Below are 25,198 nucleotides of genomic sequence, written 5' to 3' on the forward strand. Positions count from 1 at the left end.
TCCAGGAATTGTCACAGAATTGTTTTGAAAAGAAGAATTCATGATTTGCCTAAAAGATTTTGAAGAGCTTGCTTTAAATTTTGAAACTGAAACTCATAACCTTCCTTGGTCAAATGGGATGGTACCACATACTGGCCTAAGGTGACCACCTGTGCCCCTTCACCATATAAAGCTTGTATGGCGAAGGCAGGGATCTTGAAAAAAGATGGCCGAAAGAGAACTTCCGCTAAGGTTTTAGAAAATTCTGCATTGCTCGTTGGATTTGGTGCCACGATGTTGAATGCTCCCGATGCTGATTTCCTTTGGAGCAAATAGAAGGTAGCCGCAACAAAGTCTGAAATATGGATCCAACTCATCCCTTGTTCCCCTGAGGCAATCATTCCCCCTACTCCCATTTGGAAGGGAGGCAACATCTTTTCGAGAGCTCCTCCTTTCAGGGATAGAACGATTCCAGTTCTTAATTTGATCACCCGAATCCCACGATCACTCAAAGCATCTGTTTCTCTTTCCCAATCGACACAAATCTTTGCCAAAAAATCCTCACCTGCGGGCTGTTCTTCGCTGTAAGCTGGGTGACGAAACGGGTTCATTCCATAATAACCCACGGCGGAAGATTGTAAGAGTATGGAGGGTGGATTTTTGCAATCTTTGATCCTTGCAACCAATCCCCTAGTGAACTCAACTCTAGAGGTACGGATAAGTTCTTTTCTTTCCTCTGTCCACCTGACGCCTGCTATGGGCTCTCCAACCAGATTGATCAAAGCATCGAGGCCTTCTAATTGTTGCGAACTGGGTATTGTACAAGTCACTAAGTCTAGGTTGGCAATGCCTTGTAAAGCTGGAGGCACTGTATCGCGCCTCGAGAACAAACGAAAGCTGTTTCCTTTTGCACTTCCTGTTCTAATGATTTCAGTCCCAATCAGACCTGTACCGCCGAGAATCCCTATCTTCATGTGTTTCGTATCCTTGGAGCAGAAAAAAGAAGTAGAAGTTTTTTATATACCATTGGTCAATTCAAACTTCATGCGCTTTTCTCAATTCCTACCTTATGTTCTCTGGGCCTTGCCAATTTTGGCCGGCAATTTCTATCTTGTATCTTCCACACAAAAAAAAATGGAAGCCTATCATTCGCATCCACCGTTTCTGTATGGAGCCTGGTCTTCTGAGAAAGAAATTCCCAATCTCTTAGACGGCAATCCCAACACTTTCTGGAAACGGACAGAAAATCCGAACCAAGATTTTGATTTTTTTCTCGAAATGAAACTGAGCCACTATTGGGATGGGAGCGCTTTTTCCCCTTTCCCTATCTCAGGTTGGGAGATCCATGCCTGTCCAGGCAAAACATTACCAGCATTTAAGGGAAACATCCTACTCCGAGAAGCGATCAATGTGGATAAGGAATTGCGCCTTCCAGAGGATGAGATCCTCAGCTCTTTTGAGGATACAACTGGCAAATCCGAACATTTTTTGATTCCTATGCCAAAAACAAAAGTATGGGAACGCGTAGAGGAATATCCAAAAGGAATCTATATTTATACCATTACGGTTAAATTTCTCCAAGAACTGAGTGCTAACGACTGTATTTCGGAAATAACCACAAAGGAAACACATCTATGAACCTAAAGAGTTCTTCGCAAAAAATTTCCGCATCTCCAACAAATCCCACAAAAAAAGAAAAAAGCCAAAAGTTTGATATACAAAATCTTTTGGAAGAAGGGCCTTTGCCCATCCACTCAAAAGACTCCAGCAAGCAATCATTAGATGAAAAGTTGAGACAAGCCTACTTTTGGATTACCAATCATGCCATCATAAATCCTTTTTACGACATTGAATATCATAGCACCTCTCCAACTCAATTTACGATCGGTGATCTCAAAACAAAACTCATCCTCCCATCTAGCCAAAGTTATTCTAGCTTTGTATTACTTCCCTTATTGTCCCTAGTAGTTCGCGGCAAATGCCTCTTGGTTGGTGGGCCAGGTAGAGGAAAGACAGCATCGGCTATTCTGATGGGAGTATTGGCCGGATATCCTCTAAAAGAAATTAGAAGAGCTATCCAACATGGACAGCCGCAAATGACGATTACCGATCTTTTAGGAAACCCTCTTCCCTCAGATCTGATGAATGCCAAAAGTATGGAGGAGATAAAAATCTCCTGGCGTAAGTGGTTAGGTATGCGCGTCAAAATCATCGATGAATACAATCGGATTCCGACTCGTACTCAATCAGCTCTCTTAACTGTCTTAGGTGATAACTATGCTGAACTATATGATCAGATTTTTGAATGCCCAGAGGCGGCCTGGTATTTGACAGCAAATGATGATGCAGGAGGAGGAACTTACCAAGTCATAGAGGCATTAAAAGATCGCATCGACGTGGTTGTAAAAGCATTGCACTTTAACACTCGTTTTATTAAAGATCTTCTCCAAAGAGTAGAAGAGAACTTTCATCCAGAGGCAAGTGTACCAAAAGAAATCATTTTTTCAGAATCAGAGATTGAAACGATTCACCAAGAAATCCTGCAAATTCAATTTCCTGCGCCTTTGCGAAGGAGAATGGAGTTTTTTGCCTCACAGTTTGAATTTTTTGAGTCTGCTGGAGAACAAATTGAGTATAAAACAAAAGATACAGTAAAACTTTCAGCCTTAGATTTTAGTTTGTTTGAATCCCAAGAGCAAGGGAAAGACCACAAGAAAGACTTAGGTTCACAAACAAAGAATGGACTCTCTGTACGGGCAATTTTTACGTGTTTGCATTATGCAAAGGCATTGGCCTATTTTAGAGGCAATACAGAAGTTAGTTTAGAAGATTTAAACCATGTATTGCCTTTTGTTTTACATGATAAGCTGGTGCAAAATTCAGATTCTCCCTTTTTTGAGGAGCCCGGAAATTCGGTATATCGCAGCGATCGCGTTAGTTGGCTCAGAAAGCTATTTTCCCTGTCATGTGCAGAGTATGACAGACTTGATCTAGACAAACAAGATACGGTTTCTGAATTGTCAGAACAATTTGAACTTGGTTTGGAAGGATTGAGCCTAAACGAAACCAAAGAGCGTTTGGTAAAAATTGAAAAAGAAATCGAAAAGATCAGCAAACAAAGAAAAATATATGGGCATATTTTTGATGATCTTTTGAAACTAAAATACCTACACCAAAGGTATACAAACTACTACCATTGGAAAGCTGAAAATCCGTAATGAGTCCTGGCTGGAAAACTGCTCTACAGAAGGAGAAAGACCAAATCAATTATTTGGTTTATGAATTCAAAAAAAGTAGTCCAAATCTTGAAATCGGAATCCAAAACTTTTTTCTTTCCTATTACAAATCGATTTCGATGGCGATGCCTGAGCCAAAGTCTGATGAGGATATTGTTTCTTCCTTTCACATACTTGTTAGCTTAGTCCAAAAAGGAGTATTAAAGGAATCGGGGGGAGCTATCGAAAGTTTATTTTTCAATATCCTTTCGAAAATGAATTTGATTGTCAATGATGGTTTGTCCAAACCCATCTCTTATCTCATCAACGCGGCATCAAAACTCGAAACATCCAAACAAATCAAATTCTTCCAACAAATCGATCGTTTGATCACAATCGTATCGGATCTAAAGGAATTTTCGAACACTCTCGTCTGTTTTGTCTGGTTGAATGGAAGACCAGAATATAGAAAAGAAGCTATTGAGAGTTTTGCCAACTTATCATTGCAGGTCCAAGAAAAAATCCGAATAGAAACAAAACTTCAACAACACAATTTCCCAAGTCCTTATTTAGATTCTTTTTTTGGACCCTTCCTTCCGAACCTGCCTTCGGAATTTAGATATAAATTGATATCTGGACACCCCTTGTTGGGAGGAGAAATGAAACAATTGCCAGAAGTACTGAGTCATAATGGCCGATTTTTCATTTTAAGCGGGAACCAATCGTACGAACTGTTCTTCGATAGCTTTGGGAGTTCTTTGTTCCCTACTTCCGAATGGAAAGGAACCAATCAAAAATCGATCCAATCCAAGATTTGGAAAGTGATCCAAGAAAAATTTTTTCCGGAACAAGAAATCTTATCTGTCATAGAAAATGAACAATTTTTATTACTAACAATACAATATTCTTATCAGATCTATCTTTTCTATCGAGTGAACCAAGCATGAGTTTGGTGGAAGACTGGCAAAAAGAATGGCAAAATGCACTGATGATATGGAGTGCTTATGTTAAACTTTCGGATCCAAAATTTTTAGTTACGGCAGAAGACCAGGAAAAGGAAGGCAACTTTGATAGTTTTGCTGCCATACGTCTTGCCGATCACCAAGTTATCCTTTCAGTTGAAAAAATCAAAGCCTTTCATTTAGAATCTTATCCTATTGAAATCTTAGCGCATGAAATAGGCCATCATGTTTATTGCCCAGGCGATCTAACAGACCATGGAAAAATCCTTTATATCTTACGTTCGACTCTAACTAGGCATGAATATTTAGCGCCGATGCTTGCCAATATCTATGAAGATTTATTTATCAATGATAAATTAAAACGCCAACATAATTTAAGGATGGAAGAGGTGTACCAAAAGGTAGGAAAACAAGATGATGCTTTTTGGAATTTTTATATGCGCACCTATGAACTCCTTTGGGCTCTGCCTCGCCAAACTTTAACAGTAGGTCAACTGGAAGGAAATATAGAGTCTGATGCAATCTTAGTAAACCGTATTGTTCGAAACTATTCAAATGATTGGGTACGAGCAGCGTTTGACTTTGGAAATATCTGTTTTCCTTATTTTTTCCAACAGGATTCTCAGAAATCGCTTCAATTGATCGCAACATTTCATGATACCAAAGACATAGGAAAAGGAAGTGAAATGCCTTCGGGTATCATGAATGTTAAACTAGAATCTGTCTTTGAAGATCTAGGCGAAAAACAATCTTCCGAAAAGGACAAAAGTATTTTCCCTGAGAATGTAGAGAGTCTTTCCCCGAGTAACTATTCTTCTATTGGAGAGGCACTTGGAATCAAGGCGAGTTTGTCGGATTTTGCCTATCGCTATTATAAAGAAAAAGCACTGTCATATTTGGTTCGTTTTCCAAGTACTTTGCAACCTGGTGGACCAGAAAGGATTCTGGAGGGGACGGATGTATGGGAAGTTGGTTCGCCCATGGAGAGGATCAATATCTTTGAATCGATCATGCGAGGTGGAAAGCATATCATTCCAGGTTACACTGCCATGGAAAATTTTTATGGTGAAATGCCTTCTTACGAAGAAATCAAAGAGCCTATTGATTTAGATATCTTTGTGGATTGTTCAGGCTCAATGCCAAACCCTCAAACAGATGTCTCTTTTTTAACTCTTGCCGGTGCCATCATCACTTTATCTGCCTTGCGTGCTGGTTCCAAGGTTCGTTCAACCCTTTGGTCAGGGCTAAACGAGTATTATACGACAAAATCGTTTACAAGAAATGAAAAAGAGATCATGGAAGTTTTGACAGGTTATATAGGTGGTGGGACTTGTTTCCCCTTAGATCTTCTGAAAGAACAATATGAGGAACCTAAAAAAAGAAAAGTACATATTCTCATCATCTCAGACGAGGGTATTGATACCATGTACAACCAAGATTACAACGAAAACACAAGAAATTTCGTAAAGAGAATGTTAATGAACGCCGGAGGTGGGGGCACTATGGTATTAAATTTGTATTCTCCTACTTTCCGAAGTGAAATCCAAGAAATGAATGATTCCGGTTGGAGCATTTTTAGAATTTCAACATGGGAAGAATTAATTTCGTTTAGTAGAGATTTTGTGAAGAGAACATATGAAAGAAATCAGATATTATATAAAAAAAATTAATGATTTCCCAATCCATTTAAATAATGAGGAGCCTATATTAGTTCGGGCTCTTTGGTTCGATCTTTTTTTGCAGATCAAAAAAGAAATCCTGAAACCTCAGATTTTAGATGCTTTGAATTGGCAGGAAATTCAAAAGTCAAAAGATTTAACTGGCATACATCTGATCTTGATTCATCTTATTGCCAATGAAGATTGGAAAGCTGAAGAACTGGAAATTTCAAATATATTCGCTTATTGCAAACAAACTTTACCATTTCTTTCGGCAACTGTTCATCCTTACACAGAATGGATACGAGATCCAGAAAGATCAGAAGAATTGGTGCGTTCTTTCTTTCATCATCTAAAATTCATTCCGGAAGGTGAAACGGAAGCTTACTTTTTAGATAGATGGAAATCTATTGATAGTTTGGAGAGGATGAAGATCATTGATGAGTCAAAAAAAGCTCAAGAACGTGCAAAAGAAATCCTAAGAAAGATTAAAGAGGCGGAAGAAGCTGAGGCTGCCTCCAAATACAACCGCGAATAAATGGATCCCTCTCCCTACTTTCAAAACACACCTCTCATGAAACAGGAGTGGTTTAGCTCCTTACAAAAAACTTTATATTCTCGTTATGCTCCCAAGTGGAATGCCATCATAGGGGATCGAATCCAAGAAGAAGATCTCGGATTTATTCAAGACTTCGAAACAAAACTTTACCAAGGAAGAGAACTTGTCGGAAATTTTTCTCTTATCTTATCTTGGTTGCGTAGTATAAGATTTTTTTCTCCTTTTTTTTATGAGAGACTGAAGGGAATAGCCTTACCAGAAGGATTTGAATGCATTCCTTTTATGACTCGAGAGGACTTACAAGAACAGATCACAGATATTTTACCTGAACCACAGAGCCTAAGTCGAATGATCATCAATCCAAGCTCCGGAACAACAGGTAGGCCAATACTTGCACCCAATCATCCGAAATCAATTGGTTGTTATGTGCCTCTAATCGAATATAGTCTGTTTAGGCACGGAGTTTCAAATCCTCATGATTTTCTAAAAACATCGGCTATCCAGCTTTGCAATCAAAACAAAACCATCGTATATGCAACATGTCATTCACTTGCAGGCGGAGCTAAATTTGCAAAGATAAACTTAAAACAGAGCGAATGGCCAAATCCAGATGATTGGAACTTATTTATACAAGAAGAATCTCCTTGTTTTTTATCTGGGGATCCGTATTCCTTTGAATCTGCCATGCGTTTCGGATTGCGCTACAAACCTAAAGCAATTCATTCGACTGCTAGTGAACTGACGAACAATTTGTACAAAAAATTGAAAGAGCACTTTGATTGTCCGATCATCAATTTTTATTCCTCCAACGAAACTGGTCCAATCGCTTACTCTTGTCCTAACGATCCGTCAACGATGCATTTGATTTCACCTGATATTTATCTTGAGCTCATCCAGGATGGAGAGCCTAGCCAAAGAGGAGAAGTTACGGTGAGCGGAGGTCGCAATCCCTTTCTCCCTTTATTGCGCTATAAGACGGGTGATTGGGGGGAATGGGTCAAGGAACCGTGTTTGTGTGGAGAGAAAAGTCCCAGGATTCGATTATTGGAAGGAAGAAGGCCCGTTTTTTTTACAGACACTAAGGGACAACTTGTAAACCCAATTGATATTTCACGTATCTTAAGGCAGGATCCAAACATCCTAAGGCACCAATTTATTGAAACGAAAGAGGGAACCTATGAAATCCATTTATCAATTCTAGGTATCTTATCAAAAGAAGCAGAAAGTCTGCTTAGGAAAGAGTTTTTGCATTTGCTAGGCCAAGATGCTGAGATCCATATCATGCCAGACTTGGATCGCAAGGAATCAAAATCACTGGTGTTTATCAATGAGAGGAATGATTAATGTGGCATCATGGATTTATTCTTGGGAAGTTTTATCCTCCCCACAATGGACATTTGCATTTGATCCGTGAAGCCAAAAAATTATGCGATCGCCTAACAGTTCTATTAGCCGCTTTACCCACTGAAACCATACCTGGTATACTCCGATACGAATGTTTACAAAATCTTGTGAATGATCCTAAGATCAGAGTGCTTTTTATAGAAAATGAGAATCCACAGTACCCTGAAGAACATAGTAATTTTTGGATGATTTGGAAACAAACAATCGAGAGCGCTGTAAAGGAAAAGATAGATGTTGTCTTTACATCTGAGAATTATGGTGAACCACTCTCGAAAGTTCTATCTGCAGAACATGTTTGTGTTGATTTAGAAAGACAAACATTTCCGATCTCTGCGACCAAGATACGGAATGAACCAAGCCAGTATTGGAATTTTATTCCAGCTTTACTTAAGCCTTTTTTTTTAAAGCGTATTGTTCTTACAGGAACTGAATCAGTTGGAAAGTCAACCCTTAGCCAGATCCTAGCTAAGCATTTTCAAACACTTTGTATACCTGAATTCGCACGGACATATTTAGACGAGAAAGGTAGATATGTAATCTATGAAGATATATTAGAAATAGGCAAAGGACATTTGATCTCTGAGATACAAGCAGCTCAGTCCGCCAATCGCATTTTGTTTTTAGACACAGACCATATCACTACAAAGATCTATTCAGAGCATTACTTTCAAAATTGTCCCGAACCGATTCGAAAATTGGCTCACGGATTGCACTATGACCATTCTCTTTTTTTAGATATTGATGTACCATGGGTGGAAGATCCCCAGAGAGATTTAGGTGACTTAAGAGAGGTCATGAAACAAAAGTTTTTAGAAGAAATGAAGTTAAGAAATCGTTCCTTTACACTTGTGCAAGGTAACTTCAAGGAAAGAGAGAAACAAGCGATTTCGATTGTGGAAAGGATTTTAAAAGAACCTTTCCAACCTGACTATTTTACGATAGAGCAAAGAAACTTACGTAATCCTCAATTGATTTTTTCGATAGAGTAAGGCCGTCTGTTGCCCGTACCATATGGATAAGCGTAGTCCCTCTGGACGCATTATCCTTATTTTCTGGACCAATTTTTTGTTCTAGGTGACTCAAACAGACAAACCGCAATTCTAAACTAAACCTAGCCTTACCAGTGTTATTGGGTGATGTGCCGTGAAGATGCTGAGGAGAAAATGCGATAAGTTCCCCTGGGTTTCCAAAAATATCAATCACTTCTGAAGATATGTCTTCTAGTGGAGAGGGAAATATCCGAATCGAATCATAAGATCTCTCTTTGGATTGAAATCCTCCCATTTCCAACCATTTTGAATAATCAAAAAGATTAGAATTGTTTAAAACGGGTTTTGAAAAATAAGCTGGATAGATGGCAAATCCAGACTTCCTCTCTACTTCGTAAATGGGTATCCAATGGTTTATTTGAGATTGAGGATTGGCGTACCAAGGATCGCGGTGCAGAAAGCTAATGGCCATTGCCCTTTCGTTTAGATGGAAATGATGGGGAACACAGCGTAGTCTAGGAAGGTCCATGTAAATATCATTCAGATCATAACCCATATCCGTCCAAGTTTTCAAAATCAACTCTCTGCATCGATTTGAGTTTTGAACTTCCCGTCTAGCAAACGACATACGATTGAAAAACTCTTCTTCCTCCAAATGATTTGCAACAATCCTTGGATCTCCTTCAAAAAAAATCTTCGAAAGTATGTCTTGGATTTCTTTGCTGAGTGTATGTAAGGAGTCGGCTTGTATCCGTCCGATTTTGCCGTCGAATAAGAAAGTATCCGAATCCATCCTAGGAAGATGCTGATTCTTTCTTTTTGATTTCTTCCTGTAGCTCGATGGCACTCATATATAGATTGGCAAATGTATTTACTTGATTCAAAGCATCTTGTAGGCCAGCCTTAAAAAGAAGTCCATTCTCCATATGCTCACGAAAAATGCTGAGAGGGTTTTCTGATTCCATATCTTGAATGGTTTTTAAAAAAGAACTCCTAAGCTCTTTCATTTCCTCTAGACTGGAAGGGATCTTCCAGCCATTGGACAAACGACCATCCACTAGATTAACGTCCTTCGACTTCCAGAAGTTTGGTGGTCTTCACGATTAAACGTGTGGTCAAATAAAAGAAAAGTCCAAATCCAAAAAAATAGGTGTGGAATGGCTTCCAAATATTGGCAATCGAAGAGACGTGGAGGTATGGTTCTTGGAAATACACCTGCACAAGATCAAACAATGTGAACACAACTATGATTCCAAATAAACTTGGGTATTCGCGTTTTAAGATATTTTTGAAGGAAAAAGAAAGATCTGGTTTTACATATCCTTTGAAGTTAGGAACGAAGGCAGGCACTCGATTTGCCCAAGAAAGATAAACTTCTCCAAATTTATTTCGAAGAAAGAACTCTTCTGCGAACATAATTCGCTCATAGTACAAATAAAAAAACATAGTGTAGACCAGAGCAAAAGGTAGGTCACGGAGAACCAAGACAGGCCCTAAGTAGAGAAAAAAATTGCCGACATACAATGGATGCCGAACGAGGGAATATATCCCCTTTTGGTTGATTTCATCAGCTATCTGTTGTTTCGTGTTCCTCCCAGAGGTCCTGGCAGGGGCATAGCCAATTGTAAAGCAGCGCACAAAAAGACCGATCAGACTCACAAAAAAGGAGCCCAGTAACCAGTAGAGATTGGTCTTGTAAAACTTCCCAAAATAAGCTACAGAGGGAAGGAATGTCAGTGCCATGACGAGGACTGCGCCAGGAATGTAAGAGCGCCATCGGAATAAAAAGTTGCCTTGTTGATTGAGTTCTTCTATGAGTGCCATGTTAAATCGTACTTGATTCCTTTCTAGAAAGTAATAGCTTTCGTTCTATGTCAATCAAATCCTTCATTCCCGCAAAATTCAATTTACCGGTTCTCTGGTTTACCGATCTTGCTCTACCTGTGCTGTTCAAAGCCATGCACAACCTTGATTCGATTGAAGTGAGCCCTGAAGATAGGAAACAATTAAAATCCTTTCAGAACGAAAGGCTCATCTATGTCTCGAACCACCCTACGACTAAGGAGCCTCCTGTCGCTTATAATTCTGCCAATATTATGAATTCAAGATTCTATTATATGGCGGCTAGAGAAGTATTTGATTGGGCAGCAGGTTTTGTTGGAGATTTTATCCAGGCGATTGGAGCCTACTCTGTGTTAGCTGGTTCTCCCGATAGAGAATCACTGAAAGCAAGCCGAGAAATTTTATCCAAACCAGCAGGTAAACTTGTCCTTTTTCCAGAAGGTGAACCAACAAGTGGTATGAACGATACCCTACTCCCATTTCAATCTGGTGTAGCTCAGTTGGGCTTTTGGGGACTAGAGGATGCACTTAAACAAGATCCCAGTGCAAAAATCTATGTATTGCCCACTTATGTTAAGTACAGAATGAACGCATCAATTGATTGGCTAAGGCGCGACATTGACCAAAGTTTGATTCGACTAGAGGATAAACTTGGTATTTCGAAAACTGGAAAAGATATCGTACATAGATTTTTATCTGTCGGAAAAAGAATGATGGAGAGAGAGGAAAGAGAGTATGGATTAACGGTCGATTCCGACAAGGTCGATGACTTTGATTTTCGACTAGGCAGACTCAGGCATGCCATTTTGGACAATATAGCCGCAAAAGCAAAAATTCCAAAATGGGATAAAGAATCGAATGCGATCGAAAAATTAAGAAAGATCCTTTCTACCTTAGAAATGGTTATGATCGGCTCCAAAGATCCAGAACTTCCTTCTTTGGAAATGGCAACTTGGGCAAGGAAAGCAGCAAGCAAAGCTTATGATTTCATTACCATCCAAACAAGTTACATCAAAGATCTTCCGTCTGCGGAGCGTCTTTATGAATTTCTCTATCGCTATGAAAATGAAATACTGGGTGAATCTCGCAACCGACCTCACAAAGCTTTCGTACGAATCGCCCCCGCCTTTACGATCAATGAATTTTTTGCAGACTACAAAAAAGACAAACGTGCGACCATTGAGGCACTTACCAATCGATTGAAACAAGATGTAGAGACACTAATGAAGGATGAAATCTCAAAATCGCATCCTTTATTTCCAAATAATTATATTTTTTAAATATGAGTTTGGATGCTAAATCAATTCGAGAATGCATAGACGCTAACAAAGCCATAACTTTTAGAAAGTATGGCCCTTCTAGCGAATTTGATGAAGAGTTGATTCTTGTATGTAACGAGTTATGTGATTACTTTCATCTAGAAGACTTTGGATCCTTGTTTTATACTATGGTAAAGGATTTGGTCTTAAATGGTTTTAAAGCAAACTTCAAAAGAGTTTTTTTCTTAGAAAATCATTTGGATATTGATTCTCCCGCAGATTATGAACTTGGTGTTAGGATGTACAAAAGTTTCATCTTAGCAGGCAAAAGCAAAACTTACACAGACATCGCCGCTGGAAAAAACTTTTGGGTAAATACTGAGTTTTCATTTGATCAAGATGAGATCCGAGTTATTGTAGCAAATAACCAATCTTTGACGCCAGCTGAGATGTCGAAAATCAAACATTCTCTCGTCCATGCTCAAAACTATAATGATATTATGGAATATTATATAGAAAGAGGAGACCATTCAGAGGGAGAGGGAATAGGAATTGCTCTTATCGTAATTTTAATGAAGGGCAACGGCATCCCCACAACCAACTTTAAAATCCAAAGCATCAAGGGAGAGACAATCGCAAGCGTGAAAATCCCGATAAAGAAAAACTAGGCAAATACATTCTTCCGAAAAAGCTGGATAGTAAATGTCGTATACAATTTCGAAAGTAGAAACAGATTTTCCAAAATTAAATAGTTTTCTAAAAAAAGTTATCGAATCTCCTAAACAGCATTTTTTATGGCTCAATACGCTGTCTCTCTTAGAACATATAGGATCCAGAAAGATCTTACTTACTCAATCCAATCAAAATACATCGGAAATGATTTTACGGCATGCAACGGAAGAAGCAAGGCATGCATTATTTTTTAAGAAGGCAGCAAATTCTTATCGTGAGGACCAGGAAGCAACCTACAAGAACAATGAATTACTTAGAGGTAGCTCAGCGAAGATTTATTTTGCAAAACTGGATGCTTCAGTGCGCAAAGAACTTAAGAAATCTAATATAGCACCTGAGCACCATTCCTTCCTCTCCTATTTGTACACAACAACACTGATAGAACTTAGGGCTTTGGATGTCTATGAAAGTTATAATCAAATCTTGCGTAATACGCTTGCAAGCTTTCAGTTGGATAATCTGATTTTAGAAGAAGAAGGACATCTTGATGAGATGCAAAAAGAAATCATGAGCCTAGACTCTGAGTATATGACTCGTTTAGAAAGACTCATTCAAAAAGAAAACACTTTGTTTTCAAAATTACTCAATCAATTTATTTTAGCAGTTGTTTGACGTCAAAAAATTTCCAGTATTCCCAAGAAAATGCAGAGAATAGATAAAATTGTTGGTAGGGATACATCTCTGCTAACAATTTACCCTTGTATATATTCCCATAGTCGATAAGTTTGATTTCACTTTCTCCGCCAGAATCATTTCGATAAAGTACGCGAAGGTATTGCACAAATGTGGGACGAGCATTTGTTGGGAATTTTTTATCCAATGTAACACTATCCGATGTCCAAAATCTGACTCTCTTAAAAAATTGCTGGATTGCCATTTCATCAGCGGTGCCATCAACTTCAGGAAATATTTTCCAATTCCCATTTAAGTAATGAATAGAATAAACAAGTCTTTGGTTGGAATGGTATTCAACAGCAATCAATCGATCCTCTGGAATTGAACCAAAAGGTTGTTTATCCAGGATTGATTCTTCAAAAAAAATTGAAATCGGCAATTGCTCTCGCAAAGGATAAGAATACAATGTCTTATCAGCACCAATTTGTAAAAAACACAATTCTAAATCCGTTCGGCATCCAAAAGAATGGAGATCATACATAAGATTCGACTTCAATTGAATTTGAATATTCTCACTTGTGAATTTTTCAGAAAGATTGAGTTTACTTGGATCGCCTTTGTATGGAAACTCTCGGATATTGAGGAGCTTTGAAAGAAAGTTTTGAATTTGCATTGGGTCTGGGATTTTTTCCGTCTCCTCCCAATTTCTTTTGATTCGCCATACCCCTGTTTGATTAGATATTTTGACATTTTTCTTTTCATCTGCCTTATCCACCTGAATAATCAAGGCGCGAATCTCATCAGATTCAAAACCAAACAAAAGATTCCCTTCTTCATAGGTTTTTGGATCGAAGGAAAAGGGATCATAGCTCAAAAACAGAACAATTAGGAGAAGGAAATTTATACAGGAGAGCAAAATGCTAATGCGCTTCATTCAATTTTGCCCAATTGTCTTTTGTACAGATATCTTATGACTAAAAGGATCATCAAAAAAGGTAAAAGAATGACATTAAAGGAGGAATAAATGATCCTCTCTCGGGGTGAAAAAAGATTCAAAGGACTAGCAACTATTTTTTTGTTACGAGAAAGTATGAAATCGGTCTCACCTAACATATAATCAATGAGATTTAGCATGAAACTAACATTAGAAGATTTATAAACGGATCGAAATTCTGGCAAAGAGAGAATATCTGAAATCAAATGACCGCTTGAAAGTGTAAAAATTTCTGTTTCTACCAAAGATTTTGTCCCTGAGAAGTAAGGGTTTATCTTTCCTTTAGTGAGTACTCCTAAAGGAATCCTATTTCTAATGATCTCATTCTCTGAAAACTGATTCAATTGATCGAGTTGGAATACATTTGATTTTTTCATAATCTGCAAATCAGAGTAGAGAATTGTTTCGGATTTCATACCTACTTGAAAACTCAAATCTATTTGCATCACAGAAACCCAAGGCACTAACAATAAATTTGAGTTAAGCGTTAACAAATGATTTTGATGAAAATTCCCTTCCTCTTTGTACAAATAATGCCAGAGTGGGTAGTATTTTTTTATTTCTTGGCTGGACTGTGAAATCAATACAGGGCGGTTGAGATTAAATAGTAAACTTGGCTCTATCCGAAAGCCATAGTGGGCAAATTGATCTGACCATGTGGCATATCCTTGCTCTGGATATGCCAAAGTGCTCCCATAAAATTTCAATCCATCTCGATCTCTCGATGTTTTTAAATTAAACTTAATTGAGTTGGCAAAAAATACCAACCTACCACCTGAAGCCAAAAAGGCATCCAGCCTTCTTTTTCCCACTTCACTCCAATTAGGCGATCCAATGATCAATAGTAGCTTTATTTCTGGAGAAATTTCTTGATCATTTAATGCAATAAATTGAGGAGGTCCGTATTCTTCTACGAAAACTTGATGAAAGAAAACTCCCCATGTATTGATACCTGATCCATTTCCAGGAACTGGAAAATCCAAACAACCTCGGTCAACTATGATGCCAATCTGTTGGCCAATTCTCCTTTGGTCAAATTTTCTTAGCACACGCATTATTTTTTCTTCTGCCTCTTCTACAAAGAAAAAATCTGAAATAGGAAATGATTCATTTCGATACCGAATCACAATTCCCATATAGGCCTCGCGAATAGATTTTGAGGATCCCACATTGTTTTGGATTTCATTGGCGATGAGGCCAACTTCGCTTGCCTGTTTACGAATCTCTGGTGAGGAGGAAGGATCCAAAAATTTGATTTTGATAAAATCTGGATTTAACTTTCTGAGCTCTCCCAAATAAAATTGAATGAGCTCCATTCGGGTTGAGTACTCAGGAGGAAGATCCGAAGAAAAGTAAGCATCAATGAATAAAGGACTTTGTAAGTCCTGAATCCGATTCTCCGTTGATTTAGAAAACTCAAAACGTACCGAATTGGAAATATCGGTTCGACAACTCAACTTACTCACCAATAGATTTGAAAGTATAAAAAATAGTACGATTTGTACCAGAAAGAAGTATTTCAAAGGGAATTTCAATTTCGTTCCCTCAGTTTCCAATATGTAAAAAATAAAAAAAGACCTGAAACCGAAATGAAAAAATAAAAATCATAAACATCTAATATACCCAATAAAAAAGTTTCCACATGCCTTTGAAGAGAAATGGATTGTAAGCTTGAAAATTGTTCAATTCCAATCAGATCCGTAAACTTTTGAATCCCAAAGAAGTATAGAGTAAACAACAGAAAAAATGAAAATACCATAGAAGCGATTTGTGTTTGAAAGAACAAAGAAATAAAAAACACAATCGAAAGATTTGTGGCACCTAACAAAAAAATTCCAAAATAGCCAGATAGGATTAATCCAAAATCAGGTCTCCCAAAAACAAAGGTTGTGATTGGAACCATTACTGTACTGAGAAGCGCTATAAATAGAAATGCTAAAAAAGCAACGTATTTGCCTAATACGATTTCCCAAGTAGCTAGAGGAAGCGTGAAAATTAATTCTATCGTCCCCATCTCCCGTTCTTCTGCCCAAACTCTCATTCCAATAGTAGGGATAAAGATTAGTAACATATAAGAGGTATATTGAAAGAAAAATGTAATATCAGAACTTCTTCGATCCCAAAATGAACTTGGACCAGCTCCGTAAAAAAAGAAAAGATTTTCGAGAAACATAAACAACAAAAGAATCGTAAAGCCCAAAGAAGTCCCAAATAGGATTTTCCATTCTTTATAGATAACAGCCGATAGTCTTTGGAAAGAAATCACTATTTGTTTGTTATTTCCTTGAATATTTTTTTTAGAGACTCTTCTGATTCTTGAAGTTCTCTGACCAAAATTTTGTTCTCTGAGCAAAGAAGATACAATTCTTCGATTTTTTTATCATTCAATGAAACTTCATACCGAAAGAATGAGTCTGCGCTTTTTGAAATTAGTTTCAGTTCGGAAAAGCCTGCCGATTTGAGCAAATGTAAAAAAGTATCATAGTCTTGGTTGGTTTGAATGAACACTTTGTCCTTTCTCTTCAATTCTTCTACTGAGTTATTTGCCAGCATTCTACCTTCTGAGAGGATAATCACATCATCACAAATTTCCTCCACCTCGCTCAAGCTATGCGTTGAAATCAAAACTGTTTTATCTTTACTCAAATTCTTGATGATTTTGTGTACTTGTCCGATTTGGATGGGATCGAGTCCATAACTTGGTTCATCCAAGAACAAGTAGTCCGGATCGCCTAATAAGGTGGAAGCCAAAGCCAATCGTTGGCGGAATCCTTTCGAAAGTGTGGCGACCAATTTGTTCCGAACATCCCCTAAGTCGAGTTCTTCCATCATCCTAGTTAATGCTCGATTGATCTGCTGGCTTGGAATGCCTTTTGCCTTCGCAAAGAACCACAATGACTCTTGTACGGATAGATCTCGGTAAACTGGTCCGTTTTCAGGAAGGTAGGCAATTTTTTCGCGGATGCCTTTCGGTAAAGTCTGGTAGACTTTTCCCTCCACTTCCATATAGCCTTGGTTTGCGCGGAAAAATCCTGCCAAAAGTCGCATAGAAGTTGTCTTTCCGGCCCCATTTGGGCCAAGCAGTGCCGTTAAACGCCCCGGTTTGAGATGGAAATCGAGCCCGGAGACTCCCCATTTTCCAAAAAACTGTTTTCCGAGTCCAACGGCGCGCACAGCTTCGATTCCGAGGTATGGGAAAGAAAAGCCAACCACAAAAAATGGCTTGCGGAAAAAGGACTGGGGGCCAAATTTCCAACATACTTGATGAGACATAATGTAGAAATGGATACCCTTTGGCCATGGGCTTAGAACTGATTTTATTACCTTTTCTTGCCAGCGTAGCCGTGACCATTGGTCTCAGACGACTCGACAAATCCAACACCAAACTCTCGCAATTAAAGCGTTATGCGACCAAACTCACAGAGGAAATCCATAATTCTGCTCTGGTAAAGATCCAATCTGTCAAAGATGCCGGCATTGACTTGGACATTTTGGTCAAACAATCGAGAAAGGTAGCTGAAGAAATCCAAAATTTAAGTGCCGAATCACGCGAGTTATTCGAAAAACTGAAATCTAATAAAGAATATTTATCTACCATCGCCGGGGAACTAGACCAAGTCGCCTATCTTGGCCAAGAAGTCAAAAAAGAAACTTCCATGATGGAGTCAGGTTTACAGCAAATCCATTCTCACAAACGAGAATTGGAAAATCTCTCTCTAATAATGGATCGGATTCAGGATGAGAGCCAGGAAATGGTCCATGAATTTGAATCCAAGCTAAACCAAAGATCGGATGAAATTTTGCAAAGTGTTGCCCACAAAATGGTTGAGCTGGAAGGTTTATTAGAAAGCAAATCAGAGTCTTTGGATGAATCGATCCAACACATCGCCAAACAAGCAAAAGAAAAACTTGTCTCCCATGCCGAAGTGATGGTGCAAGAATCTACTGGCAAGGTAGACCAAGTGAAAAGAGAAATCGATGCTCTTTTCGATTCCATGAGACTTGCTCAAAATGAATTAGACCTAAAGCTTACAAAATTTGAAGACACTTCTTCTTTGTTAGCCGACAAAGTTGATAAATTCGATGAAAAGATAGAAGATAAATACTTACGCATTTCCCAAAAGCTGGATGACCGAGTCGCACTGCTAGAGAAAAAAATCCAAGAACGGTTTGATTCGATTTTTGATCAAGTCAGTCATACAAAAGATTCCTTTATGAAAGGTCTTTCGAACGAAACGCAAACCATTAAGCGAGAAATAGAAGATTTATCCCTTGAGACTCTTTCAAAACGAGATGAGATCATCAATGAAACAAGGAGACAGGCTGACCAGATCAACCAAACAATCACCAGTTTCCAAGAAAAGTATTTGGAAGCAGAAAATAAACTTCTAAGACAAGCAGACACTCGCAAACAAGAATTGATAAGAGAGATTGAGACCTTTAGTGAAGAATTCCATCGCATTTCAGAAGAGTTAAAGGAAGAGGCAAGTCACTTGAAAAAAAGTGCACTCCAAGAGTTAAAGACCTTTGAACGTGATTTAGAAGAGGCAAGAAACGCTCAAGAAAATCAAACAAAAACATCCTTACTTAGCCTCAAACATGAACTAGAAGAAAGTATTAAAAATAGCTTCGCAAAATCTGAAGCAGAGATCAGCCAAGAAATCGAAGGCCTTGAAAAAAGAATTTCTTCATTGGGCCAAAACGTTGAAGAACATACCAAAGAAGTTGATGAATATGTAGAGGAACTAAAAGGTGCCCTCAGAGAAACGGCTTCTGAGATATTGGAATCCGTAGAGGAAAAAGCAGAAAAAGCAGAAGAAATTGTAACGGAAAAGATTCACATCGCAAACGCCAATCTAGAACAGTTCGTTCAGAAGTGGGAAGAATCCCTTTCTCACCTGCGTGCAGACCAGCTCGACTCTATTGAGGAACTTCAAAATCGATTAAAAGACATTCACATTGAAGGAAAGGACTTATTAGCCTCTTTCCAAGATGCAAGTAATGAAGGTAAAACCCAACTCAATCGCCATGCGGATTCCTTGGTACAAAAAATTTCTGATACCACTAGTATCGCGGAAAAAGAGCTCTCTCATATTTTGCAATCCCTAGAAGAAACGGGAAATGCATTTTTCCATTCTCAAGAAGAGAAGATGGATCGTCTCAACGAAACAATCGATAGTAAAATTTCTCACCAACTCACAAAATTATTGGATAAGGGAAATATTCAGCTAGGCCAACTCGAGGAAAAGATCACTCAACACTTAAATGGTGTTAGAAAGAATTTAGAAGAAAGCATCAAACGCTCCAAAGAAGAATCAAAACGGCAAATAGAAACCTATCAAAAAGATTATGAGAAATCTTTCCGTGAAATCGCAAAGGACAGTCGGGATTTTTTAAAAGATACCCACGAGCAATTCCAAATACTTAAGTCTGAAATAGCGGACGGTTTGTCCGAATTCAAAGAAACAAAAGAGGAAACTCTATCCGAGATTCGATACAATTTAGATGAAATCACAGAAACAATTTCTACTTTAAAATCCGACCTAGAAGAAGTCAAAGAGCACACTGACCTATTTGTAAGCGCCAATCAAATTGCTGAAAAGTCAGAGAAGGCAGTTTCAGAAATCAAAGAAGCACTTTCCCAAATGGAAGAGAAAAAACCTGATTTTGAAATTGTTGCTCAGTCAATTGAAACTTTCCACGAACTACAAGAAAAAATCCGAGAAGAGTGGGAACGTATCCAAATTTCCCAAAACCAAACCGAAGATATTGACAAACAAGTCGAGATCCTATCCAGCCAAGTAGAATTTGTGAAAGGCAAAATGGATGAGTTCCAAGGTATACTTCCTGAGGTCAGTAGCTTAGAAAATCGTTTACTTAACATTAGCCGAGACCAAGAAAAGATCGAATCCTTCCTATCCTCTCTGCAAGAGTCGGAAGACTCAGTCCTTCTCCTTGTTGATAACATTGAAAACCAAAAACAAAACACCCGAGAAGTACAAGCACGCTTGGATATCCTGGACCGCGAGATCGGGGTGGTAGAGGCAAGAGAGCGAGAATTAGCCGAGTCTATCCGCCTAGCAGAGAATAAGACCTCCTTCCTTTCGGAAAAAGCGAGCCAAATGGAGTCTGTGGAAAGAAAGTTTGAAAAAATTGAGGAGCTCTTAGGTGATCTTTCTGACCGACACAAACAAATCCTCACACTGCAGAAACGTTTGGAGGAGTTGAGGGAAACTTCCGTAGAAACGCGCGATGACCTTGAGTCCCTTTTGGGTGAAGCGGACGAGACATTCGAAAAACTCTCGCAATTCTTGGACATCGTCCAATCCACGATGGCCCCAACGCCAAACCAGGAAAAAACAGCCAGAAAAACGGGACATAATCCATTTATTGAGCGCAAAAAAGCCACAATCCTGAGTTTATACGACAACTACCAATGGACGGCAGAGGCAATTAGCGAAAAATTAAATATTGAAAAATCCCTTGTGGATACGATCCTCGGAGCAAGAAAGAAATAAACCCTCCGAGGAAACCATGTCAGAAGACCAAAACGAAACAACTTCAAAAGAAACTCTCATCGTAGCATCCAAAGTAAAGGCTTATATCAAATCCAAAGGATTTATGACAGCTGGTGATGCGATTGAAGGATTGAATGAAGAGATTTACCGCCTCATCGACCGTGCTCTTGAACGCACTGCTTCCAACAAACGAACAACTGCGAGAGCTACTGATTTTTAATCCGCCTAGTGATTTACATCAAAAACAAATCTGAAATCGAAAAGATGCGTAAGGCAGGTGCCTTCGCAGCAAAACTCCTTAACTATCTGGCTCCCTTCGTAAAGGCGGGAGTCAGTACTCTCGAACTCAATGATATCGCGGAAGACTATACCAAAAGGCATGGGCATAGATCGGCACCTCTTGGCTATAAAGGCTTCCCAAAATCGATCTGCTCCTCCATCAACCAGGTAGTTTGCCATGGCATCCCCAAAAAGGAAGATATTTTGAAGGATGGTGACATCATCAACTTAGATGTCTCACCAGTTGTGGACGGCTATATTGGGGATACCTCGCGTACCTTCTTCGTAGGAACGCCTGCTCCGGAAATCCGCCAATTGGTGGAAGACACGGAAAGAGCTATGTGGATCGGCATTGAGCAAGTAAAACCAGGCGCAAGGGTAGACGAGATCGGAAATGCCATCGATGACTTTCTGAGCCCCAAGGGATATGGCATTGTGAGAGACCTCATGGGACATGGAGTTGGGCGCAATTTTCATGAAGAACCACAGATCCCTCACTTCCGCATGGGAAGAAAGTTAGCAAAGATTGAAGCAGGGATGATCTTCACTGTTGAACCCATGGTCAACCAAGGAACTTGGGAGGTCAATTTTGACAAACTCGACAAGTGGACCGTCCGCACAAAAGACGGAAAGTGGTCTGCCCAATTTGAACACACAGTACTTGTCACTGAAAAAGGTTACGAAATTCTCACAAAAGAAGACTGAGCACCCTTTTTCTACTTGAGGATTTCAAAATTCTGGGAGTCTAATGGAAAAATACCTAGGAGATTCCTATGAAAATCACACTCGCTCTTTCCTCATTCTTCCTTAGCTTAGCCCTCACTGCTTCGACTCTTCCCTCAGAGAAGTCCTTTTTCCATTGCCCTGGCAAAGAAAAGAGAAGCTGCCCGAACGACGGTAAGTAAACAACCAAATCTCGAGCGCCAATGGTCCAATCCTTGACTCATGCCATACTCTTTGTGGATGACGAACAAATCATTTTGATGAGTTTGAAATCCCAATTAAAAAAACATTTTGGGAACGACTACCGATATGAAACGGCCCAGAATACAGAAGAGGCATGGTCCATCATTGATGAGTTGGCCGAGGAAGGCATCACCATCTTGATCATCATATCAGATTGGCTGATGCCAAACCAGCGCGGTGATGAATTTTTAAGGGATGTCCATAAAAAATACCCAGCAATCAAAAAGATCATTATCTCTGGCCACATAGATGAAAATTCGCTTAACAAATTGAAGGCAGAGGTCAATTTGCACAGTTTTTTAAACAAACCTTGGTCTGAATCAGACCTAATCAAAAAAGTGGAAGATGCGATTGCCAAAATAGCTTAGTTTTCTCATCCTATTCTTGGTATGGAAACAAAGATAGAAGCGATCATCGAAGACCTCAGTTTAGTCCGTAAAACAAATCCATTAGTACACAATATCACAAATTATGTTGTGATGAACAACACTGCAAATGCTCTGCTTGCTATAGGTGCTTCTCCTATCATGGCACATGCTGAGGAAGAAGTGGAAGAAATGGTTAGCATTTGTTCCTCTTTGGTCATCAATATTGGAACACTTTCAGAACCTTGGACCAAAGCCATGGTGAAAGCTATCATAAAAGCAAAAAACATTCAAAAGCCAATCATATTAGATCCTGTCGGCGCTGGTGCTAGCACATTACGAAACCAAACAATCAAACGACTGCTAGATGCAGCCTCCCCTTCTGTGATCAGAGGCAATGCCTCTGAGATCATTTCTACACTTTCTTCCTCGGGTAAAACAAAGGGTGTAGATTCCATTCACTCCTCTGAGTCTGCTATTGAATCAGGTAAAAAATTGAGTGAAATCATACAAGGCACCGTCGTGATTTCTGGTGCAACTGATTACATCATCCAAAGAGACCAAACGAGAAAGGTATCCAATGGAGACCCCATGATGACAAAGGTAACTGGTTTGGGTTGTACTGCTACAGCTCTTATCGGTGCCTTTGCAGCTGTTCAAAAGGATACACTACGAGCAAGTCTTTCTGCTATGGCGGTAATGGGCATCGCTGGTGAGATGGCAAAGATGAAAGCAGAAGGCCCAGGAAGTTTCCAAATGCATTTTTTAGATGCACTCTACCAAATAGGAGCTGATGAAATCCGGACTCGTTTTAAGGAGTAAATCTTGCTGATACGAGGACTCTATCTAGTCACCGATCGATCCTTGTGCTTGCACCATAGTTTAGAAGAAGTGATCCTTAAGTCCGTTCAGGGTGGCGTGCAAATTGTCCAACTCAGGGAAAAAGAAGCTTCCTCTCGCGAATTCTTTGCTTTAGCGACAAGGATCAAAGAACTTCTCAGCCCATTTTCTATCCCTTTGCTCATCAATGATCGATTGGACATAGCTTTGGCAGTGGGTGCCCATGGATTACATCTCGGCCAAAGTGATTTACCAGTTATTGAAGCAAGACGACTCTTAGGTGACGATAAGATCATAGGATTATCTGTAGAAACAGAACAAGATGTTCTGCAAGCAAAACAACTGCCTGTCGATTATTTAGGTGTCTCTCCCATTTTTGCTACCCCGACAAAACGAGATACCAAATCTGCATGGGGGCTAGATGGTCTGCGTTGGATTCGAAAGGAGATTGAACTACCATTGGTAGCTATTGGTGGGATTAACGATACAAATGCAGAAGATGTCATCTCTGCTGGGGCTGATAGTTTAGCACTAGTTTCTTATTTGTGCTCGGCAGACGACCCAACTCACAATGCAGAAAAAATTTCAAAGCTATGGAAGCATTGAGTCATTCTATAACACAAGCTTTATGTTTTCGTTCCATTTATCCACGCCTATGCGATAAATAGCGGAATCAGAAAATATTTCCTGGAATTCTTCTGGAGACATTGGTTTGGAGACGGCTTGGTTTGGATCCGTAAAGATAGACTTAGGAGCATAATCCAATACACGCGTTTCCACTCCATTTCGTTCCGCAACCTTAGCATTCCAAGGACAGACTTCTTGGCAAATATCGCAGCCATACAACCAAGAAGCCCTTTCTCGATTCCCCTCTCCCATTGGCTTTTTGGATTCTATGTTGTGATGCGAAATGCAAAGGCTCGCATCCAATTGGTAAGGGGCAACCAGAGCTTGTGTAGGGCAAGCATCCATACAAGCGCGGCAAGAACCACAATGGTCCGTTATCATATCGGGTTCATAGGAAAAGGGTAGATCAGTAAGAATGGTGGATAGAAAAAAATAGGAGCCTAATTTTGGATGGATCAGATTGGTATTCTTACCCATCCAGCCGATTCCAGACTTTCGAGCGAAAGCCTTTTCAGGGATCGGTAGGCTATCTACAGAGAGTCGAAAATGGAAACCAGGGTGCCGAGTCTTCAAATGTTGGAGAAGAGGTTTTGCCTGCCTTCGGATAACGGTATGGTAGTCTCGACCTAAAGCATAACGCGACACTTTATACTTGGCGGTTTTACTTAGGATTTCAGCAGTTTGGGATCGATAGAGCATCCCCAAACAAATCACTCTCTCAGGTTTAAAGCCAAGATGTTTTCCCTCCAATCGGATTTCCATACTCTGGGGTTTTGCAAACCAATCCATATCGCCATGTTTGCCGTCCAAAACCCATTTGCTTATGTAATTCTTCTCTTCATCCGTTATCGACCAATTTGTATAGCCGACCAGGTCAAAGCCTTGCGTATACGCGAGTGTTTCAAATTCTTTGAAATGGAGATCATTTTCAGAAAGTTGGTCTATGGACATTTCGAATCTACCAATCATCAGTAATTGGAAAGAATTTCAAAATTCAAGCCTAAAGTCAAACATTGAAGGCAGATACCAAGAGATCCTTTCCAGTTTAGAAACCGCAGGGAAGGCAGAGCTCCTCCAAAAAGGCATTCAAATTTCCTTATTGGCATCCATACTTCGGTTGATTGAAAGAGGAATCAATCCAACACTACCCATCTTTCGTGTAGAATACCTCAATATGATGAAAGAAATTGAGGAAATTTATTTCTCTATCTTACCACAGGAAGAATCAAATTGGTTAGAAGAGTGCCTTGCGTACGGAGATAAAAAAGCCTACCATTGGGACTGGAAACACTTTGGTTCAAAAGAACTCTTTTAAAAAATTTCTTTAGTTAGTTGGCACCAAACGCCGAATCTAGAAAAAATACGAACTTTTACCACAAATCCGTCAACTTGACA

27 protein-coding genes are annotated in these 25,198 nt (G+C 39.3%); 18 read left to right on the forward strand and 9 right to left on the reverse strand.

Annotated features, from left to right (window positions below; translation table 11 throughout):
• Nucleotides 1-38: 38 nt before the first annotated feature.
• Complete coding sequence (locus DI060_RS11840) at nt 39-953, reverse strand: TIGR01777 family oxidoreductase (protein ID WP_108976845.1); 915 nt, start codon at nt 951-953, stop codon at nt 39-41.
• Between DI060_RS11840 and DI060_RS11845 the strand changes: the two genes are divergently transcribed.
• Genes DI060_RS11845 through DI060_RS11875 form a run of 7 tightly spaced genes read left to right on the forward strand, consistent with a single transcriptional unit; the run spans nt 952 to nt 8,766 of the window.
• Nucleotides 952-1,617, forward strand: a complete 666-nt coding sequence (locus DI060_RS11845) for a hypothetical protein (RefSeq protein ID WP_108976847.1) — start codon at nt 952-954, stop codon at nt 1,615-1,617. The genes DI060_RS11840 and DI060_RS11845 overlap by 2 nt on opposite strands.
• Entirely contained in the window at nt 1,614-3,197 is a 1,584-nt protein-coding gene (locus DI060_RS11850; protein WP_108976849.1) for a MoxR family ATPase, read from the forward strand. The genes DI060_RS11845 and DI060_RS11850 overlap by 4 nt, the downstream gene beginning before the upstream one ends.
• Nucleotides 3,197-4,141, forward strand: a complete 945-nt coding sequence (locus DI060_RS11855; RefSeq protein ID WP_108976852.1) for a hypothetical protein — start codon at nt 3,197-3,199, stop codon at nt 4,139-4,141. The genes DI060_RS11850 and DI060_RS11855 overlap by 1 nt, the downstream gene beginning before the upstream one ends.
• Nucleotides 4,138-5,826: a VWA domain-containing protein gene (locus DI060_RS11860; RefSeq protein WP_108976854.1), complete on the forward strand. Its 1,689-nt coding sequence runs from the start codon at nt 4,138-4,140 to the stop codon at nt 5,824-5,826. The genes DI060_RS11855 and DI060_RS11860 overlap by 4 nt, the downstream gene beginning before the upstream one ends.
• Nucleotides 5,792-6,352 carry a hypothetical protein gene (locus DI060_RS11865; RefSeq protein ID WP_108976856.1) on the forward strand — a complete coding sequence of 187 codons (561 nt, stop codon included), beginning with the start codon at nt 5,792-5,794 and terminating at the stop codon, nt 6,350-6,352. Before DI060_RS11860 ends, DI060_RS11865 begins: the two co-directional genes overlap by 35 nt.
• On the forward strand, nt 6,353-7,717 hold the full coding sequence (locus tag DI060_RS11870) for a phenylacetate--CoA ligase family protein (RefSeq protein ID WP_108976859.1): 1,365 nt from the start codon (nt 6,353-6,355) through the stop codon (nt 7,715-7,717).
• A complete protein-coding gene (locus DI060_RS11875; RefSeq protein ID WP_108976861.1) occupies nt 7,717-8,766 on the forward strand; it encodes an AAA family ATPase in 1,050 nt (349 codons plus the stop codon). The genes DI060_RS11870 and DI060_RS11875 overlap by 1 nt, the downstream gene beginning before the upstream one ends.
• Here DI060_RS11875 and DI060_RS11880 read toward each other — a convergent pair.
• From DI060_RS11880 to lmtA, 3 genes are read right to left on the reverse strand one after another with little or no spacing between them, the layout of a single operon-like run.
• A complete protein-coding gene (locus tag DI060_RS11880; RefSeq protein WP_108976863.1) occupies nt 8,711-9,559 on the reverse strand; it encodes a 2OG-Fe(II) oxygenase family protein in 849 nt (282 codons plus the stop codon). The genes DI060_RS11875 and DI060_RS11880 overlap by 56 nt on opposite strands.
• A gap of 1 nt (nt 9,560) precedes the next feature.
• Entirely contained in the window at nt 9,561-9,773 is a 213-nt protein-coding gene (locus tag DI060_RS11885; protein ID WP_108977142.1) for a hypothetical protein, read from the reverse strand.
• A gap of 55 nt (nt 9,774-9,828) precedes the next feature.
• Nucleotides 9,829-10,590 carry a lipid A Kdo2 1-phosphate O-methyltransferase gene (lmtA, locus tag DI060_RS11890; RefSeq protein WP_108976865.1) on the reverse strand — a complete coding sequence of 254 codons (762 nt, stop codon included), beginning with the start codon at nt 10,588-10,590 and terminating at the stop codon, nt 9,829-9,831.
• A 47-nt stretch (nt 10,591-10,637) separates the two neighbouring features.
• On the opposite strand from lmtA, the gene DI060_RS11895 reads away from it, so the two are divergent.
• The 3 genes from DI060_RS11895 to DI060_RS11905 are packed head-to-tail and all read left to right on the forward strand — an operon-like array spanning nt 10,638 to nt 13,211.
• Nucleotides 10,638-11,888: a lysophospholipid acyltransferase family protein gene (locus tag DI060_RS11895; protein WP_108976867.1), complete on the forward strand. Its 1,251-nt coding sequence runs from the start codon at nt 10,638-10,640 to the stop codon at nt 11,886-11,888.
• 8 nt (nt 11,889-11,896) lie between these two features.
• Nucleotides 11,897-12,535, forward strand: a complete 639-nt coding sequence (locus tag DI060_RS11900) for a hypothetical protein (RefSeq protein WP_209452036.1) — start codon at nt 11,897-11,899, stop codon at nt 12,533-12,535.
• A gap of 34 nt (nt 12,536-12,569) precedes the next feature.
• A complete protein-coding gene (locus DI060_RS11905) occupies nt 12,570-13,211 on the forward strand; it encodes a rubrerythrin (protein ID WP_108976871.1) in 642 nt (213 codons plus the stop codon).
• Here the strand turns inward: DI060_RS11905 and DI060_RS11910 are convergent.
• Genes DI060_RS11910 through DI060_RS11925 form a run of 4 tightly spaced genes read right to left on the reverse strand, consistent with a single transcriptional unit; the run spans nt 13,192 to nt 17,481 of the window.
• Nucleotides 13,192-14,148, reverse strand: coding sequence for a hypothetical protein (locus DI060_RS11910; RefSeq protein ID WP_108976873.1), 957 nt, complete (start codon nt 14,146-14,148; stop codon nt 13,192-13,194). The genes DI060_RS11905 and DI060_RS11910 overlap by 20 nt on opposite strands.
• The gene (locus DI060_RS11915; protein WP_209452037.1) at nt 14,145-15,743 is read right to left on the reverse strand and encodes a GldG family protein; all 1,599 of its coding nucleotides are present in this window, start codon (nt 15,741-15,743) and stop codon (nt 14,145-14,147) included. The genes DI060_RS11910 and DI060_RS11915 overlap by 4 nt, the downstream gene beginning before the upstream one ends.
• Complete coding sequence (locus DI060_RS11920; protein ID WP_167836993.1) at nt 15,740-16,474, reverse strand: ABC transporter permease; 735 nt, start codon at nt 16,472-16,474, stop codon at nt 15,740-15,742. Before DI060_RS11920 ends, DI060_RS11915 begins: the two co-directional genes overlap by 4 nt.
• A complete protein-coding gene (locus DI060_RS11925; protein ID WP_108976879.1) occupies nt 16,474-17,481 on the reverse strand; it encodes an ABC transporter ATP-binding protein in 1,008 nt (335 codons plus the stop codon). Before DI060_RS11925 ends, DI060_RS11920 begins: the two co-directional genes overlap by 1 nt.
• Before the next feature lie 26 nt (nt 17,482-17,507).
• On the opposite strand from DI060_RS11925, the gene DI060_RS11930 reads away from it, so the two are divergent.
• The 7 genes from DI060_RS11930 (at nt 17,508) to thiE (ending at nt 23,782) form a co-directional block, all read left to right on the forward strand.
• Nucleotides 17,508-20,726 (forward strand): SpiroCoCo family coiled-coil protein, encoded by a 3,219-nt coding sequence (locus tag DI060_RS11930; protein WP_108976881.1) that lies wholly within the window; start codon nt 17,508-17,510, stop codon nt 20,724-20,726.
• A 16-nt stretch (nt 20,727-20,742) separates the two neighbouring features.
• A complete protein-coding gene (locus DI060_RS11935; protein ID WP_108976883.1) occupies nt 20,743-20,946 on the forward strand; it encodes a hypothetical protein in 204 nt (67 codons plus the stop codon).
• Between the two features lie 8 nt (nt 20,947-20,954).
• On the forward strand, nt 20,955-21,710 hold the full coding sequence (gene map / locus DI060_RS11940) for a type I methionyl aminopeptidase (protein ID WP_108976885.1): 756 nt from the start codon (nt 20,955-20,957) through the stop codon (nt 21,708-21,710).
• 68 nt (nt 21,711-21,778) lie between these two features.
• Entirely contained in the window at nt 21,779-21,910 is a 132-nt protein-coding gene (locus tag DI060_RS19270; protein ID WP_282097148.1) for a hypothetical protein, read from the forward strand.
• Between the two features lie 33 nt (nt 21,911-21,943).
• Nucleotides 21,944-22,339 carry a response regulator gene (locus DI060_RS11945; RefSeq protein WP_108977144.1) on the forward strand — a complete coding sequence of 132 codons (396 nt, stop codon included), beginning with the start codon at nt 21,944-21,946 and terminating at the stop codon, nt 22,337-22,339.
• Between the two features lie 21 nt (nt 22,340-22,360).
• A complete protein-coding gene (gene thiM, locus DI060_RS11950; protein ID WP_108976887.1) occupies nt 22,361-23,158 on the forward strand; it encodes a hydroxyethylthiazole kinase in 798 nt (265 codons plus the stop codon).
• Between the two features lie 3 nt (nt 23,159-23,161).
• A complete protein-coding gene (gene thiE, locus DI060_RS11955) occupies nt 23,162-23,782 on the forward strand; it encodes a thiamine phosphate synthase (RefSeq protein ID WP_244594379.1) in 621 nt (206 codons plus the stop codon).
• A 6-nt stretch (nt 23,783-23,788) separates the two neighbouring features.
• Here thiE and queG read toward each other — a convergent pair whose 3' ends face one another.
• Nucleotides 23,789-24,754 carry a tRNA epoxyqueuosine(34) reductase QueG gene (gene queG, locus DI060_RS11960; protein ID WP_108977147.1) on the reverse strand — a complete coding sequence of 322 codons (966 nt, stop codon included), beginning with the start codon at nt 24,752-24,754 and terminating at the stop codon, nt 23,789-23,791.
• On the opposite strand from queG, the gene DI060_RS18850 reads away from it, so the two are divergent.
• A complete protein-coding gene (locus tag DI060_RS18850; RefSeq protein ID WP_135355047.1) occupies nt 24,747-25,118 on the forward strand; it encodes an LIC_11502 family protein in 372 nt (123 codons plus the stop codon). The genes queG and DI060_RS18850 overlap by 8 nt on opposite strands.
• Nucleotides 25,119-25,198: the final 80 nt, after the last annotated feature.

This window comes from Leptospira ryugenii, from assembly GCF_003114855.1.
In the GTDB taxonomy this organism is placed as follows: Bacteria; Spirochaetota; Leptospiria; order Leptospirales; family Leptospiraceae; genus Leptospira_A; species Leptospira_A ryugenii.